Here is a 15,479-nt window from a genome sequence, read left to right as displayed (position 1 = left end):
ACGAGGAACCCATGAGCAAGCAGATTCTGATTCTCCCTGGCGACGGTATTGGTCCGGAAATCATGGCCGAAGCGGTCAAGGTGCTGGAGTTGGCCAACAGCAAGTACAGCCTGGGCTTCGAACTGAGCCACGACGTGATCGGCGGCGCAGCCATCGACAAACACGGCGTTCCCCTGGCTGACGAAACCCTGGACCGCGCCCGCGCGGCCGATGCCGTGCTGCTCGGCGCCGTGGGTGGGCCCAAGTGGGACAAGATCGAGCGCGACATCCGCCCCGAGCGCGGCCTGCTGAAGATCCGCGCGCAACTGGGCCTGTTCGGCAACCTGCGCCCGGCCATCCTCTACCCGCAACTGGCTGACGCGTCGAGCCTCAAGCCGGAAGTGGTGGCGGGCCTGGACATCCTGATCGTGCGTGAGCTGACCGGCGGTATCTATTTCGGCTCACCACGGGGCGTGCGCGAGCTGGAAAACGGCGAGCGCCAGGCCTACGACACCCTGCCGTACAGCGAGAGCGAAATCCGCCGCATCGCCCGTGTCGGTTTCGACATGGCCCGTGTGCGTGGCAAGAAGGTCTGCTCGGTGGACAAGGCCAACGTGCTGGCTTCCAGCCAGCTGTGGCGTGAAATCGTCGAAGAGGTGGCCAAGGATTACCCGGACGTCGAACTGAGCCACATGTACGTCGACAACGCCGCCATGCAACTGGTGCGCGCGCCCAAGCAGTTTGACGTGATTGTCACCGACAACCTGTTTGGCGACATCCTGTCCGACCAGGCGTCGATGCTCACCGGCTCCATCGGCATGCTGCCGTCGGCGTCCCTGGACACCAATAACAAAGGCATGTACGAGCCGTGCCACGGTTCGGCGCCGGATATCGCGGGGCAGGGCATTGCCAACCCGCTGGCGACGATTTTGTCGGTGTCGATGATGCTGCGTTATAGCTTCAACCTGGGTGACGCGGCAGATGCCATCGAGAAAGCCGTGAGCCTGGTGCTGGACCAGGGGTTGCGCACCGGCGACATCTGGTCGCAGGGTTGCACCCGGGTCGGGACGCAAGAAATGGGCGACGCTGTAGTCGCCGCGCTGCGGAATCTGTAATCTCTCGGGCCCGCTTGCAGTTGTTGCTGCCATGCGGCCCACTTTTGAACAAGGTGTAGTTGCGATGAAACGTGTAGGTCTGATCGGTTGGCGCGGTATGGTCGGTTCCGTGCTCATGCAGCGGATGCTGGAAGAGCAGGATTTCGATCTTATCGAGCCGGTGTTTTTCACCACTTCGAATGTGGGTGGCCAAGGCCCGTCCGTGGGCAAGGATATTGCCCCACTCAAGGACGCCTATAGCATTGAAGAGCTGAAAACCCTCGACGTGATCCTGACCTGCCAGGGCGGCGACTACACCAGCGAAGTCTTCCCCAAGCTGCGTGAAGCCGGCTGGCAGGGCTACTGGATTGACGCTGCCTCGAGCCTGCGTATGCAGGACGATGCCGTGATCATCCTCGACCCGGTCAACCGCAAGGTCATCGACCAGCAGCTGGATGCCGGCACCAAAAACTACGTCGGCGGCAACTGCACCGTCAGTCTGATGCTGATGGGCCTGGGTGGCTTGTTCGAAGCCGGTCTGGTCGAGTGGATGAGCGCCATGACCTATCAGGCGGCGTCCGGCGCCGGCGCGCAGAACATGCGTGAGCTGATCAAGCAGATGGGCGCAACCCATGCTGCTGTCGCCGATCAACTGGCCGACCCTGCCAGCGCGATCCTCGATATCGACCGCCGTGTGGCCGACGCCATGCGCAGTGAAGCCTACCCGACCGAGAACTTCGGCGTGCCATTGGCCGGTAGCCTGATCCCGTGGATCGACAAGGAACTGCCGAACGGCCAGAGCCGCGAAGAGTGGAAGGCCCAGGCCGAGACCAACAAGATCCTCGGTCGTTTCAAGAGCCCGATCCCGGTGGATGGCATCTGCGTGCGCATCGGCGCCATGCGCTGCCACAGCCAGGCGCTGACCATCAAGCTGAACAAGGACGTGCCGATCGCCGATATCGAAGGGCTGATCAGCCAGCACAACCCGTGGGTCAAGCTGGTGCCGAACAACCGCGATATCAGCATGCAGGAGTTGAGCCCGACCAAGGTCACCGGCACCCTGAATGTGCCGGTAGGCCGTCTGCGCAAGCTGAACATGGGCAGCCAGTTCCTTGGCGCGTTCACCGTGGGCGACCAGTTGCTGTGGGGCGCGGCGGAGCCGCTGCGTCGGATGTTGCGGATTTTGCTGGAGCGGTGATTGCTGCCGGATGTTGAAAACCCCGTGCTCTGGTGACAGGCGCGGGGTTTTTTATTGGGCTTTCGGGCGCTATCGCAGGCAAGCCAGCTCCCACAGTGGAATGTGTTCGCAGCTTCACAGGGGGGGAGTTGGCTTGCCTGCGATAGCGCCATCAGCTTCACCACCAGACCCAGCCCAATTGCCTCACTCCCAACCACCCGGTAAAGTGCCGCTCCCCCCGCAATGCCCGAGGCAGCTTCCATGACCCAGACCTTTGAAATCGCCGTGATCGGCGCCACCGGCACCGTCGGTGAGACCCTGGTGCAGATCCTCGAAGAGCTGGCATTCCCGGTCGGCACCTTGTATCTGCTGGCGGGCAGCAATTCCGCCGGTGCGTCGGTGCCGTTTCGTGGCAAGAACGTGCGGGTGCGGGAAGTCGATGAGTTCGATTTCAGCAAGGCGCAGTTGGCCTTCTTCGCGGCCGGGCCGGCCGTGACCCTGGGTTTCGCCCCGCGCGCCACTGCGGCCGGGTGTGCGGTGATCGATTTGTCCGGCGCGTTGCCGGCCGAACAGGCACCGCCCGTGGTGCCGGAAGCCAATGCCCATGTGCTGGAGGGCTTGAAAAAGCCGTTTCAGGTCAGCAGCCCCAGCCCATCGGCGACCAACCTCGCCGTGGTGCTGGCACCGTTGCGTGGTCTGGTGGATATCCAGCGCGTCAGCGTCACCGCCAACCTGGCGGTGTCGGCCCTGGGCCGCGAAGCCGTCAGCGAACTCGCGCGGCAAACCGCCGAATTGCTGAATGTGCGTCCGCTGGAGCCGGCTTTCTTTGATCGGCAAATGGCCTTCAACCTGTTGGCACAAGTCGGTAAGCCAGATGCGAAAGGTCATACAGACCTTGAGAAACGTCTGATACACGAGCTGCGCGCGGTACTGGACACTCCGGCGCTGAAAGTGTCCGCCGCCTGCGTTCAAGCCCCGGTGTTCTTTGGCGACAGCCTCACGGTGTCGTTGCAACTGGCGGAGCCGGTGGACCTGATCGCCATCAACCGCGCACTTGAGGCCGCGCCGGGTATCGAGCTTGTGGAGGAGGGGGATTACCCCACCGCCGTGGGCGATGCAGTAGGCCAGGACGTGGTGTATGCAGGGCGGGTTCGTGCAGGCCTGGATGATCCTGCGGAACTAAACTTGTGGCTGACGTCAGATAACGTACGCAAGGGCGCAGCCCTGAATGCAGTGCAGTTGGCGCAGTTGTTGATAAAACGCCTTGTGTAAAAGATACTTGGCGGCAATTTGTAGATTGATTCTAACCAGGCGCTATGCTTGGTCGGAAGCGGCACAGAAGCGCGTCGGTAACCTATCGGCTCGCCATGCCTAATGGCAGCGGTTACCAACCTTCTCGCAAGCCGGGGAGTGTTCAGACAAAGGATGAGGCTATGGTTCAAGTTCGCAAACTGGTGTTAGCAATAGCGGCCGCCTCGGCGCTGTCTTCCGGTATGGCGCAAGCGCTGCAGCTGGGGGAGATGACCCTCAAGTCCAAGCTGAACCAGCCGCTGTCGGTGGACATCGAATTGCTCGATGTGGGTGGCCTCACCGCTGCCGAGATCACGCCAAGCCTGGCGTCCTCCCAGGCCTTCGTCGATGCGGGCGTGGATCGTCAGGCGTTTCTCAATGATCTGACGTTCACCCCGGTGATCAACCCCAATGGCCGCAGTGTGGTGCGGGTCACTTCCAGCAAGCCATTACCCGATTCCTACGTACGTTTCCTGTTGCAGGTGCAGTGGCCCAATGGTCGCCTGATGCGTGACTACAGTGTGTTGCTCGACCCGGCCAAGTTCGATCAGGCAACGCCGGCCGCTGCGCCTGCACCGCGTCTGTCGGCGCCCGCTGGCAGCGCCTCGGCTGCCGCACGCTCATCGGCCCAGCACACCACCACATCCCGCGACACCCTGTGGGAAATTGCACAGAAGAACCGCAATGGTGGCTCGGTGCAGCAGACCATGCTGGCCATTCAGGCGTTGAATCCTGACGCGTTCACCGATGGCAACATCAACCGTTTGAAGACTGGCCAGGTCCTGCGCCTGCCCGATGCCACCCAAAGTACCGCGCTGCCGCAACCCAAGGCGATTGCCGAGGTGCGCGCGCAGAACGAAGCCTGGCGCCAGGGCCGCCGCAGTGCGACCAATCAGCCGGCCGGCCGGCAGCAACTGGACGCCACCCGCCGCACCCAGGCGGGCAATGCCGCCGCGACCACCGACGCCAAGGACACCTTGAGTCTGGTCTCCGCCGAAGCTGCCAGGAAGGGCGCCAAGGGCAACGCCGGCGAGAGCCAGGCTCTGGGTGAAAAACTGGCGGTGACCCAAGAGCAACTGGACACCACCCGTCGCGACAACGAAGAGCTCAAGAGCCGCGCGGCAGACCTGCAAAGCCAGCTCGACAAACTGCAAAAGCTGATCCAGCTGAAGAATGATCAACTGGCCAGGCTGCAGGCTGAAAAAGGCCAGCCGGCCACTACAACGGCAGCGATGCCGGCCCAGTTGGCGACTGATCCTGCGGCTGCTGCTGCCGACCCGGCTGCAGTGGATTCAGCGTCTGCGGATTCAGCGGCGCAAGCCCCTGCCACCCAACCCCCTGCGACGCCAGCGGCACCCGCCTCTGCAACGCCTGCGCCAGAGGTGGCCACGCCGGTTGCAACACCTGCCAGCACCGAAGGCAAGTTCAACGACCTGCTCACCAATCCCATCGTACTTGGCGTGATCGGCGGTGCGGCCGGCTTGCTGGTGCTGTTGCTGCTGCTGCTGTGGGCGCGCCATCGCAATGCCCGGCTTGAAGAAGAAAAGCACCTGCGCATGGCCCGCGCGCTGGCCGAGGAAGCGGAGTTCACGTCGAGCATCGACCGTGATCTGCCCTCGGACAGTTTCGAAGGCCTGGAAGTCGCACCGCCAAGTGTCAAGCTGGCCCCCGCTCCGGCGCCCGTGGTTGAGCCGGTAGTCGTGCCAACGGTGGCTTCGGTGCTTTCGCCGTTGGCCGCCGCCGTCAACCCGACTAACGCCAGCGGTGCCCTGGCGCAAGCCCAGTCCCACATCGATCGTGGTCACTTGAACCAGGCTGCCGATGTGCTGGAGCAGGCGATCAAACGCGATCCCAAGCGCAGCGACCTGCGCCTGAAGCTGATGGAGGTCTACGGCCTGCAGAACGACAAGGACGGGTTCGTGACGCAGGAGCGTCAACTGGTGGCCACCGGTGAAAACCACGCCCAGGTCGAACAACTCAAGTCACGCTTCCCGGCCATGGCCGTGCTGGCGGCGGGCGTCAGTGCTGCGGTGGCAGCTGCGGCGCTCGATGCCCAATACGTCAAGGATCTGCTCGAGGAAAAGCCTGCGCCCGATGCGTCGGCCGACGATTTCGACCTCAGCCTGGATGAGTTGGAAGCCGCTTCGCCCGCGGTCGTTGCCGCCGATCAGCCGACGTTCGAATCGCTGCTCAAGCAACAGACCAGCGATAAGGCCGCGCCCAATGAAGCCTCGGACTTCGATCTGCACCTGGATCCGCCGTCCTCGCAGGCCGATGACGACTTCCTCTCTGGTCTTGAAGACCAGGTGAACGATGTGTCGGCCGTTGAGCCGCCGGCCCTCAAGCCCACTGCCGTGGATGACTTTGAGCTGCCGGAAGACTTCGACCTGTCCCTGGCCGATGAGCCTGAAGCCCCGACGCCGGCCAAGCCTGATGCATTTGCCTCGGAGCTGGACGATGTCAACGCCGAGCTCGATCGCCTGTCCCAGAGTCTGGAGCATCCGCCGATCGAGCCTACCTTTACCGCCGAAGACGCGGCGCTGGGCGATGACGAACCGGAGTTCGACTTCCTATCGGGCACCGATGAGGTCTCCACCAAACTCGATCTGGCCCAGGCCTACATCGATATGGGCGATGCCGATGGCGCACGTGACATTCTGTCCGAAGTGCTGACCGAGGGCAGCGAAGAACAGCGCAGTGAGGCCAAGGAAATGCTCGGCAGAATTTAACGCTCGATACGGCGCCCATGTGGGAGGGGGCAAGCTCCTCCCCTGTCTGGATTGGCGTCAACCCCGAACAAAAGCGCCCCTGCTTTGTTCGTCGCCTTTATAATGCCCGCCTTTGCGCAACTCATCAGGCTCTCAGTTCTTGGCAAACATAGATAACGCGGCCGCCGAAATGGCGGCCGCAGGCTTTTACCGCATCGCCCTTGGCGTCGAATACAAAGGCTCGCGCTACCGGGGCTGGCAGCGTCAGGCGTCGGGTGTGCTGACGGTGCAGGAAACCCTGGAAAATGCACTGTCCAAGGTCGCCGACTCGCCGGTGTCGCTGATGTGCGCCGGGCGTACCGACGCCGGTGTGCACGCCTGTGGTCAGGTGGTGCACTTCGATACCCAGGCCGAGCGCACCATGAAAGCTTGGGTGATGGGCGCCAATATCAATCTGCCCCACGACGTCAGCGTGACCTGGGCCAAGGTCATGCCTGCGCATTTTCATGCACGTTTCAAGGCCATTGCCCGGCGTTATCGCTACGTGATCTACAACGACCAGATCCGTCCGGCGCACCTCAACCAGGAAATCACCTGGAACCATCGTCCACTGGATGTCGAGCGCATGGCCGAAGCGGCGCAGCATCTGGTGGGCGTGCATGATTTCAGCGCATTCCGTGCCGGGCAGTGCCAGGCCAAGTCGCCGATCAAGGAAGTCCACCACCTGCGCGTCACGCGGCACGGCAAGATGATCGTGCTGGATATTCGTGCCGGGGCGTTCCTGCACCATATGGTGCGCAACATTGCCGGCGTTCTGATGACCATCGGCACCGGCGAGCGCCCGGTGGAGTGGGCCAGGGAGGTGCTGGAAAGCCGGGTCCGCCGCACGGGTGGTGTGACGGCCCATCCCTTTGGCCTGTATCTGGTGGGGGTGGAGTACCGCGACGAGTTCGAGCTGCCGGAGCGCTTCCTCGGGCCACACTTCCTCACAGGTTTCAGCGAACTTGGCGGCTGACGCCCGGAAAAGCTTTTGTTACCATCCGGGACTTTCTCGGTGCAATCCCTGAGGTTTCCAAGACATGTCAGCCGTTCGCAGCAAGATTTGCGGGATTACCCGCACGGAAGACGCGCTGGCGGCAGTCGAGGCGGGGGCGGATGCCATCGGTTTGGTGTTCTATGCCAAAAGCCCACGGGCGGTGAACGTGGTGCAGGCGCGGGCGATCATTGCCGCGTTGCCACCGTTCGTCACCACGGTGGGGCTGTTCGTGAATGCCAGCCGCTGCGAGCTCAACGAAACGCTCGATGCCGTACCGCTGGATATGCTGCAGTTTCACGGCGACGAAAGCCCCGACGAATGTGAAAGCTATCAACGCCCGTATATCAAGGCGTTGCGGGTCAAGGCCGGTGATGATATTGCCGCCGCCTGCGCCACGTATGCCGGGGCGCGCGGAATCCTGCTGGACACCTATGTCGAAGGCGTCCCCGGCGGTACGGGCGAAGCGTTCGACTGGTCGCTGATTCCCGAAGGGTTGAGCAAGCCGATCATTCTTGCCGGCGGCCTGAACTGCGCCAATGTCGCGGCGGCCATCGAGCAGGTTCGGCCGTATGCCGTTGATGTCAGCGGTGGCGTAGAGCAGAGCAAGGGCATCAAGGATCACCACAAGATTCGCGCATTCATGCAGGCAGTGCGCGCGATGTGACGGCTGGCAGTCTGCCGCCGTCAGTAACTACCACTGTGTAACGCAGCATCGGCGCCGCCTGCGGGCGGGCCGGGAACGAAGTGGCAACCCTGCACAGGCAGGTTGTCTGGAAGGCTGAGGATGCGGTTGGGAAATGGCTGGTCGAACGTCTGACCCCGTCCCGCCCGCGTCATCGCCACATATGAATTTAGCTCAAGGGCATACGCGGGGCTGTGTTCAAGCCACCGGTACTGGAGAAAGAAAGCATGAGCAACTGGTTAGTAGACAAACTGATCCCTTCGATCATGCGTTCCGAGGTGAAGAAAAGCTCGGTTCCTGAAGGTCTGTGGCACAAGTGCCCCTCCTGCGACGCGGTGCTGTACCGCCCGGAGCTGGAAAAGACTCTGGACGTTTGCCCCAAGTGCAATCACCACATGCGGATCGGCGCGCGCGCGCGCATCGACATCTTCCTTGACGCCGACGGGCGTAACGAACTGGGCGCTGATCTGGAGCCGGTCGACCGTCTCAAGTTCCGCGACGGCAAGAAATACAAGGACCGCCTCACCGCTGCGCAGAAGCAGACCGGCGAAAAAGATGCGTTGATTTCCGTCAGTGGCAAGCTGCTGGGCATGCCCGTTGTAGTCTCGGCTTTTGAATTTTCCTTCATGGGCGGCTCCATGGGCGCCATCGTCGGTGAGCGTTTTGTGTGCGCCGCCAATTACGCCCTCGAAAACCGTTGCCCAATGATCTGCTTCGCCGCTTCCGGTGGCGCGCGCATGCAGGAAGCCCTGATTTCCCTGATGCAAATGGCCAAGACCTCTGCGGTGCTGGCGCGTCTGCGTGAAGAAGGCATTCCGTTTATCTCCGTGCTGACCGACCCGGTCTACGGCGGTGTTTCCGCCAGCCTGGCCATGCTGGGCGACGTGATCGTCGGTGAGCCCAAGGCTCTGATCGGTTTTGCCGGCCCGCGCGTGATCGAGCAGACCGTGCGCGAAAAGCTGCCGGAAGGCTTCCAGCGCAGCGAGTTCCTGCTGGAGCACGGCGCAATCGACCTGATCATCCCGCGTGGCGAGCTGCGTCCGCGCCTGGGCAACCTGCTGGCGCAAATGATGGGGCTGCCGACGCCGGTGTACGTCGCGCCTAAAATCGAGCCTATCGTCGTGCCGCCGGTGCCTGCAAACCTATGACCCAACGTACCCTGGGCGAATGGCTCGCCTACCTGGAGCAGTTGCATCCGTCCGCCATCGACATGGGCCTGGAGCGCTCGCAACAGGTAGCGACCCGCCTCGGGTTGGGCCGGCCGGCGCCGCGCGTGATCACGGTGACCGGCACCAACGGCAAGGGCTCGACCTGCGCCTTTGTCGCGGCGCTGCTACAGGCTCAAGGCCTGAGCGTGGGTGTCTACAGTTCTCCGCACCTGCTGCGTTACAACGAGCGGGTGCAGCTCAACGGTGTCGAAGCCACCGATGAGCAACTGTGTGAAGCGTTCGCCGCACTCGATGCCGGGCGTGGCGAAATTTCCCTGACCTACTTCGAGATGGGCACCCTGGCGGCGTTCTGGCTGTTCGAGCGTGCGCGACTGGATGTGGTCGTGCTGGAAGTGGGGCTGGGCGGGCGTCTGGACACGGTCAACGTGGTGGATGCCGACCTGGCGCTGGTTACCAGCATTGGCGTCGACCATGTCGATTATCTGGGCGATACCCGCGAGTCGGTGGCCTATGAAAAGGCCGGTATCTTCCGTGCGGGCAAGCCTGCGTTGTGCGGCGACCTGGATCCGCCGCAGCCCTTGCTCGACAAGGTACGTGAGCTGGAATGCCCGTTCTTCCTGCGCGGTCGCGAGTTCAACCTCGACATCGGCGAGCAGCACTGGCAATGGCACGGGCGCGATGCGCGCGGCCAAATGGTCGAGCTGCACAATTTGCCGCTGTTGAACCTGCCGATGGAAAATGCCGCGCTTGCGCTGCAGGCCTATCTGCTGCTGGACCTGCCATGGGATGCTGCGCAGATTGCCGCGACGTTGCGGGCGACCAGGGTGGTTGGGCGTCTGGATCGTCGTGCGGTCGAGTGGCAGGGCAAGCGTCTGAACCTGCTGCTGGATGTGGGACATAACCCCCATGCAGCCGAGTACCTGGCGCAACGCCTGGCGCGTACGCCGCCGTTGGGTCGTCGACTCGCCGTTTTTGGTCTGTTGGCCGACAAGGACCTTGATGGCGTGGTTGCGCCATTGCTCGAAAGTGTCCAGGCGTGGGCGGTCGCGCCGCTGGATACGCCGCGCAGTCGCCCGGCGGCGGAGTTGGAGCTGGCCTTGCAGAACCTTGGTGCGCGCGTGGCGTCGTATGCAAGCCTGACCGCAGCCCTCGAGGCGCAGTGTGCGGTGGCAACGGCCGAGGACGAGATTCTGTTGTTCGGATCATTTTATTGTGTTGCCGAGGCGCTTGAGTGGTTGGCTCGGCGCCCCACGGAGGAAGCTGCACATGGCATTACTGGATAGCGCATACAAGCAGCGAATGGTCGGGGCTCTGGTGCTGGTGGCGTTGGCGGTGATTTTTCTGCCGATGCTGTTTTCCCGCCAGGACGAACAGCGCCAGGTGGTAGTCCAAGCCCCGGCAGCGCCCCAGGCGCCCGCCATGCCTCAGGTGCAGGTCGAACCGGTGGTGGTGCCCGAGCCGCAGGCATTGCCCGAAGACGAACCGGTGCCGGCCGAAGAGCCCGCTGCTGCGCAGCCAGCGCCTTCTGCGCCCGTGCAGCAGAGCGTACCGGTGGTCAAGCCAGCGCCTGCGGTGGCGGCCAAGCCAGCCGCGCCGGCACCTGCGCCCAAGCCGGTCGCGCCGCAACCGGCGACGCCAGGCAAGCCGGATGTTGGGCAGAGTCGTATCGATCCCAATGGCCTGCCGATCAGTTGGTCTATTCAGGTCGCCAGCCTTGGCAATCGTGAAGGCGCCGACGCCTTGCAGAAAAAACTGCGCAGCCAGGGTTACAACGCTTATATCCGCAGTGCCGATGGCAAGAACCGCGTGTTTATCGGGCCGCTGATCGAGCGAGCCGAGGCCGATCGCCTGCGGGACTTGCTGGACCGTCAGCAGAACCTGAAGGGCTTCGTGACCCGCTTCCAGCCTGAGCGCGGCTGATTCAGCCTGGAGTGCAATCAGCTGTGGGAGGGGGATTGCGCCCTCCCACAGTGTTTTTGCGGTGGCCTTGAAAGAGGCTTTACCCGCTACAAACTATTGATTTGCAAAGCGCCCGCAATCACCGCTTACCGACAGCCCAACGCTCTGCTAAAATCCGCCGCCTTATTCGTATGCAGGCCGAACCGTGCCATTTACTTGGGTTGATTGGGCGATCGTTGCAATCGTCGCCATCTCCGCGTTGATCAGTCTGAGCCGCGGCTTCGTAAAAGAAGCCTTGTCGTTGCTGACCTGGATCATCGCAGGCGTCGTAGCCTGGATGTTCGGGGGGGCACTGTCGGTTTACCTGGCCGGCTACATCGAGACACCTTCGGCCCGCGTCATCGCGGGCTGCGCCATTATGTTCATCGCCACGCTGCTGGTGGGGGCAATGGTCAATTACCTTATTGGCGAATTGATACGCGTCACCGGCCTCTCCGGGACCGATCGATTTCTCGGCATGGCCTTCGGCGCGGCGCGTGGCGCCTTGTTGGTGGTGGTGGCGGTCGGGCTATTGAGCCTGGGGCCGGTACAGCAGGATGCGTGGTGGCAGGAGTCGGTGCTCGTGCCAAAATTTCTTTTGGTTGCAGATTGGTCCAAGAACCTCATATTGGGGTGGAGCAGTCAGTGGCTGGCCAGCGGAATCAGCGTACCCGCTGATCTTCCGTTCAAGGAACACCTCTTACCGGCCAAAACGCCTCAGTAAGCAGGGTTCAGTCAAGATTCATTAAGTAGGGGTTGCGTCGCATGTGTGGCATCGTCGGTATCGTCGGTAAGTCGAACGTGAATCAGGCGCTGTATGACGCGCTAACCGTCCTCCAGCACCGCGGCCAGGACGCTGCCGGTATTGTGACCAGCCACGACGGCCGGTTATTTTTGCGCAAGGACAATGGCCTGGTGCGTGACGTGTTCCATCAGCGTCACATGCAGCGCCTCGTCGGGCACATGGGTATTGGCCATGTGCGTTACCCGACTGCCGGCAGCTCGACGTCAGCCGAAGCTCAGCCGTTCTACGTCAACTCGCCTTACGGCATCACCCTGGCGCACAACGGCAACCTGACCAACGTTGAACAGCTGGCCAAGGAAATTTACGAATCCGATCTGCGCCACGTCAACACCAGTTCCGATTCGGAAGTGCTGCTCAACGTGTTCGCCCATGAGCTGGCCCAGCGCGGCAAGCTGCAGCCCACCGAAGAAGACGTGTTTGCCGCCGTGATCGACGTGCACAACCGTTGCGTCGGCGGTTACGCCGTGGTGGCGATGATCACCGGTTACGGTATCGTCGGTTTCCGCGACCCGCACGGTATCCGCCCGATCGTGTTCGGTCAGCGCCACACCGACGAAGGCGTCGAGTACATGATCGCGTCCGAAAGCGTGTCACTGGACGTGTTGGGCTTCACCCTGATCCGCGACCTCGCGCCGGGCGAAGCGGTGTACATCACTGAAGATGGCAAGCTGCACACCCGTCAGTGCGCAGTGGCGCCGAAGCTGACGCCGTGCATCTTCGAGCACGTCTACCTGGCGCGTCCGGATTCGATCATCGACGGTGTCTCGGTCTACAAGGCGCGCCTGCGCATGGGCGAGAAGCTGGCCGACAAGATCCTGCGCGAGCGTCCCGAGCACGATATCGACGTAGTGATCCCGATTCCGGACACCAGCCGTACCGCCGCCCTGGAGCTGGCCAACCACCTGGGCGTCAAGTTTCGCGAAGGTTTCGTGAAGAACCGCTACATCGGCCGTACGTTCATCATGCCCGGCCAGGCTGCACGCAAGAAATCGGTGCGCCAGAAGCTCAACGCCATCGAACTGGAGTTTCGTGGCAAGAACGTGATGCTGGTGGATGATTCCATCGTGCGCGGTACCACGTGCAAGCAGATCATCCAGATGGCCCGCGAAGCCGGTGCGAAGAATGTTTACTTCTGCTCCGCTGCGCCTGCCGTGCGTTACCCGAACGTGTATGGTATCGACATGCCGAGCGCCCATGAGCTGATCGCTCATAACCGTTCGACCCAGGACGTGGCCGACCTGATCGGCGCCGACTGGCTGATCTACCAGGACCTGCCGGACCTGATCGAAGCTGTCGGTGGTGGCAAGATCAAGATCGATCAGTTCGACTGTGCCGTGTTCGATGGCAAGTACGTGACCGGCGACGTCGACGATGCCTACCTGAACAAGATCGAGCAGGCGCGTAACGACTCGTCGAAGGTCAAGACCCAGGCGGTCAGCGCGATCATCGATCTGTACAACAACTGAGTGAACACCGGCCCTGAGGGGCCGGTTTTGTATCTTAAATAAAGAATTTCGAGAGTAAGGAGTCGCAGCATGAGTCAGGAATGGGATGCCGGTCGGCTGGACAGCGACCTTGATGGCGTAGCTTTCGACACTTTGGCTGTGCGCGCCGGCCAGCACCGTACCCCGGAAGGTGAGCACGGTGATCCGATGTTCTTTACCTCCAGCTACGTATTTCGCACGGCCGCCGACGCTGCCGCGCGTTTTGCCGGCGAAGTGCCGGGCAATGTCTATTCGCGCTACACCAACCCGACCGTGCGCGCCTTCGAAGAGCGTATTGCTGCTTTGGAAGGTGCCGAGCAGGCCGTGGCCACTGCCACTGGCATGGCAGCGATCATGGCGGTGGTAATGAGCTTGTGCAGCGCTGGCGATCATGTGCTGGTGTCGCGCAGTGTGTTCGGCTCGACCATCAGCCTGTTCGAGAAGTACTTCAAGCGCTTCGGCGTCGAAGTGGACTATGTGCCGCTGGCGGACGTGTCCGGCTGGGATGCGGCAATCAAGGCCAATACCCGGTTACTGTTTGTCGAGTCGCCGTCCAATCCACTTGCCGAGCTGGTGGATATCGCTGCATTGGCCGAAGTGGCTCATGCCAAGGGCACGATGCTGGTGGTCGACAATTGCTTCTGCACACCTGCGCTGCAACAGCCGCTGAAGCTGGGCGCCGATATCGTCGTGCACTCGGCGACCAAATTCATCGATGGCCAGGGCCGTTGCATGGGTGGGGTGGTAGCCGGTCGTGGCGAGCAGATGAAGGAAGTCGTCGGCTTCCTGCGTACCGCCGGGCCTACGCTCAGCCCGTTCAATGCCTGGATCTTCCTCAAGGGCCTGGAGACCCTCAGCCTGCGCATGAAGGCCCATTGTGCCAATGCCCAGGCCCTGGCCGAGTGGCTGGAGCAGCAGGACGGCATCGAGAAAGTGCACTACGCCGGTCTCAAGAGCCACCCGCAACACGCATTGGCCCAACGCCAGCAGCGCGGTTTCGGCGCGGTGGTGAGTTTTGAAGTGAAGGGCGGCAAAGAGGGCGCCTGGCGCTTTATCGATGCAACGCGTCTGATCTCCATCACCGCCAACCTGGGTGACAGCAAGACCACCATTACCCATCCGGGAACCACGTCCCACGGCCGCCTGGCGCCGCAGGAGCGTGAAGCGGCGGGCATTCGTGACAGTCTGATTCGCGTTGCGGTTGGCCTGGAAGATGTGGCTGATTTGCAGGCAGACCTGGCCCGCGGGCTGGCGGCCTTGTGATCGAGTGGTCCACCGAGGCCGCAGTGGTCAGTAACGGACGTGTCGCGCTGGTAACCGGTGCTGCTCGCGGGATTGGCCTGGGCATCGCCGCCTGGCTGATCAGCGAAGGCTGGCAGGTGGTGTTGACCGACCTCGATCGCGAGCGTGGTTCGAAGGTGTCCAGGGTGCTCGGCGACAATGCCTGGTTTATCACCATGGATGTGGCTGACGAGAAGCAGGTCGCCCAGGGGGTCGCCGAAGTGCTGGGGCAGTTCGGGCGCCTGGATGCGCTGGTGTGCAACGCGGCGGTAGCCGATCCGCACAATATCACCCTGGAAAGCCTCGACCTGGCCTATTGGAACCGTGTGCTGGCAGTGAACCTCAGCGGGCCGATGTTGCTGGCCAAGCACTGCGCTCCTTACCTGCGTGCCCATGGCGGCGCAATCGTCAACCTGGCGTCCACGCGCGCCCGTCAATCGGAGCCGGATACCGAGGCCTACGCGGCGAGCAAGGGCGGCCTGCTGGCCCTGACTCATGCCTTGGCGATGAGCCTGGGGCCGGAGGTGCGGGTCAACGCGGTCAGCCCCGGCTGGATCGATGCGCGCGACCCCTCTGCACGGCGTGCCGAGCCACTGAGTGACGCGGATCACGCCCAGCATCCGGCGGGCAGGGTAGGCACCGTGGAGGATGTGGCGGCGATGGTGGCTTGGTTGCTGTCGCGTCAGGCCGGGTTCGTGACCGGGCAGGAGTTCGTGGTTGACGGTGGCATGAGCAAGAAGATGATTTACAGCGAGTAAGGCGAGCAGAGGCTTGAAGCAATTTTGTCTTTTTCGGGAAAACTTCAAGCGGGCTATTGACTTAGGTCTGCTACCTGC

At 62.5% G+C, this 15,479-nt stretch carries 13 protein-coding genes; all 13 read left to right on the top strand.

The features are described 5' to 3' along the window. The first annotated feature begins 11 nt into the window (after positions 1-11). The 13 genes from leuB to H045_RS12075 all read left to right on the top strand — a co-directional run bounded on the left by leuB (position 12) and on the right by H045_RS12075 (position 15,401). A complete protein-coding gene (gene leuB / locus H045_RS12135) occupies positions 12-1,094 on the top strand; it encodes a 3-isopropylmalate dehydrogenase (RefSeq protein ID WP_003234330.1) in 1,083 nt (360 codons plus the stop codon). A gap of 64 nt (positions 1,095-1,158) precedes the next feature. After that, complete coding sequence (asd, locus tag H045_RS12130) at positions 1,159-2,271, top strand: aspartate-semialdehyde dehydrogenase (protein WP_003234328.1); 1,113 nt, start codon at positions 1,159-1,161, stop codon at positions 2,269-2,271. Between the two features lie 240 nt (positions 2,272-2,511). Next, the gene (locus H045_RS12125) at positions 2,512-3,522 is read left to right on the top strand and encodes an aspartate-semialdehyde dehydrogenase (protein WP_015372499.1); all 1,011 of its coding nucleotides are present in this window, start codon (positions 2,512-2,514) and stop codon (positions 3,520-3,522) included. Positions 3,523-3,683: 161 nt separating this feature from the next. Next, positions 3,684-6,269 (top strand): FimV/HubP family polar landmark protein, encoded by a 2,586-nt coding sequence (locus tag H045_RS12120; protein ID WP_015372498.1) that lies wholly within the window; start codon positions 3,684-3,686, stop codon positions 6,267-6,269. A 169-nt stretch (positions 6,270-6,438) separates the two neighbouring features. Then, positions 6,439-7,263 carry a tRNA pseudouridine(38-40) synthase TruA gene (gene truA / locus H045_RS12115; RefSeq protein ID WP_015372497.1) on the top strand — a complete coding sequence of 275 codons (825 nt, stop codon included), beginning with the start codon at positions 6,439-6,441 and terminating at the stop codon, positions 7,261-7,263. A 64-nt stretch (positions 7,264-7,327) separates the two neighbouring features. Further along, complete coding sequence (locus H045_RS12110; RefSeq protein WP_003234321.1) at positions 7,328-7,948, top strand: phosphoribosylanthranilate isomerase; 621 nt, start codon at positions 7,328-7,330, stop codon at positions 7,946-7,948. A gap of 245 nt (positions 7,949-8,193) precedes the next feature. After that, the gene (accD, locus tag H045_RS12105; RefSeq protein WP_015372496.1) at positions 8,194-9,114 is read left to right on the top strand and encodes an acetyl-CoA carboxylase, carboxyltransferase subunit beta; all 921 of its coding nucleotides are present in this window, start codon (positions 8,194-8,196) and stop codon (positions 9,112-9,114) included. Beyond that, a complete protein-coding gene (gene folC / locus H045_RS12100) occupies positions 9,111-10,418 on the top strand; it encodes a bifunctional tetrahydrofolate synthase/dihydrofolate synthase (RefSeq protein ID WP_003234317.1) in 1,308 nt (435 codons plus the stop codon). The genes accD and folC overlap by 4 nt, the downstream gene beginning before the upstream one ends. Beyond that, on the top strand, positions 10,402-11,055 hold the full coding sequence (locus H045_RS12095; protein WP_003234315.1) for an SPOR domain-containing protein: 654 nt from the start codon (positions 10,402-10,404) through the stop codon (positions 11,053-11,055). Before folC ends, H045_RS12095 begins: the two co-directional genes overlap by 17 nt. A 184-nt stretch (positions 11,056-11,239) precedes the next feature. Then, positions 11,240-11,797 (top strand): CvpA family protein, encoded by a 558-nt coding sequence (locus tag H045_RS12090; protein WP_015372495.1) that lies wholly within the window; start codon positions 11,240-11,242, stop codon positions 11,795-11,797. Between the two features lie 41 nt (positions 11,798-11,838). Beyond that, a complete protein-coding gene (purF, locus tag H045_RS12085; protein WP_003234313.1) occupies positions 11,839-13,344 on the top strand; it encodes an amidophosphoribosyltransferase in 1,506 nt (501 codons plus the stop codon). A gap of 69 nt (positions 13,345-13,413) precedes the next feature. Continuing rightward, the gene (locus tag H045_RS12080) at positions 13,414-14,625 is read left to right on the top strand and encodes an O-succinylhomoserine sulfhydrylase (protein ID WP_003234312.1); all 1,212 of its coding nucleotides are present in this window, start codon (positions 13,414-13,416) and stop codon (positions 14,623-14,625) included. After that, positions 14,622-15,401, top strand: a complete 780-nt coding sequence (locus tag H045_RS12075) for an SDR family oxidoreductase (protein WP_003234311.1) — start codon at positions 14,622-14,624, stop codon at positions 15,399-15,401. The genes H045_RS12080 and H045_RS12075 overlap by 4 nt, the downstream gene beginning before the upstream one ends. Positions 15,402-15,479 lie beyond the last annotated feature (78 nt).

Source organism: Pseudomonas poae RE*1-1-14, from assembly GCF_000336465.1.
Lineage (GTDB): Bacteria > Pseudomonadota > Gammaproteobacteria > Pseudomonadales > Pseudomonadaceae > Aquipseudomonas > Aquipseudomonas poae.
This window is presented reverse-complemented; position numbering and strand designations above follow the sequence as displayed.